The following is a 634-nucleotide window of genomic DNA, read 5'->3' on the forward strand; positions in this document are numbered from 1 at the left end:
TCGCCGGAGGCGGCGTTCAACTATCAGCGCAAAGTCCAGCCGCTGCCGCGGATCGGTCCTTATCAGGATCGTCTCGATGCGCTGCTTGAGGAGAACGAAGGTCGCGGCCGCCGCGATCGGCTACGGATGACGCGTATCCATGACCTGCTGGTGCGCGAGGGGTTCGATGGATCCTATGATGCGGTGCGCCGCTATGCGGCGCGCTGGCGTGCTGCGCGGCGGAAGGATGCTGGCGAAGGCGCACCGGCGTTCATCCCGATGACCTTCCAGCCGGGTGAGGCCTACCAGTTCGACTGGAGCCACGAGGATGTGGAGATCGCCGGCAAGCCGATGCGGGTGAAGGTNGCGCACCGGCGTTCATCCCGATGACCTTCCAGCCGGGTGAGGCCTACCAGTTCGACTGGAGCCACGAGGATGTGGAGATCGCCGGCAAGCCGATGCGGGTGAAGGTGGCGCATATGCGTCTCTGCGACTCGCGCGCACCCTATGTCCGGGCCTATCCGCGCGAGGGCCAGGAGATGCTGTTCGATGCCCATGCCCGGGCGTTCGCGTTCTTCGGCGGTGTGCCGCGACGCGGTATCTACGATAATATGAAGACGGCGGTGACGGCCGTGTTCACCGGCAAGGAGCGTGT

At 65.2% G+C, this 634-nt stretch carries 2 pseudogenes; both read left to right on the forward strand.

The features are described from left to right. Positions 1–357 (forward strand): annotated as a pseudogene (locus V8688_RS32015) (IS21 family transposase); the annotation flags it as partial. Positions 358–365: 8 nt separating this feature from the next. Continuing rightward, positions 366–634: pseudogene (locus V8688_RS32020) on the forward strand (IS21 family transposase); the annotation flags it as partial.

The organism is Nocardia sp. No.11 (assembly GCF_038752175.1).
Lineage (GTDB): Bacteria > Actinomycetota > Actinomycetes > Mycobacteriales > Mycobacteriaceae > Nocardia > Nocardia canadensis.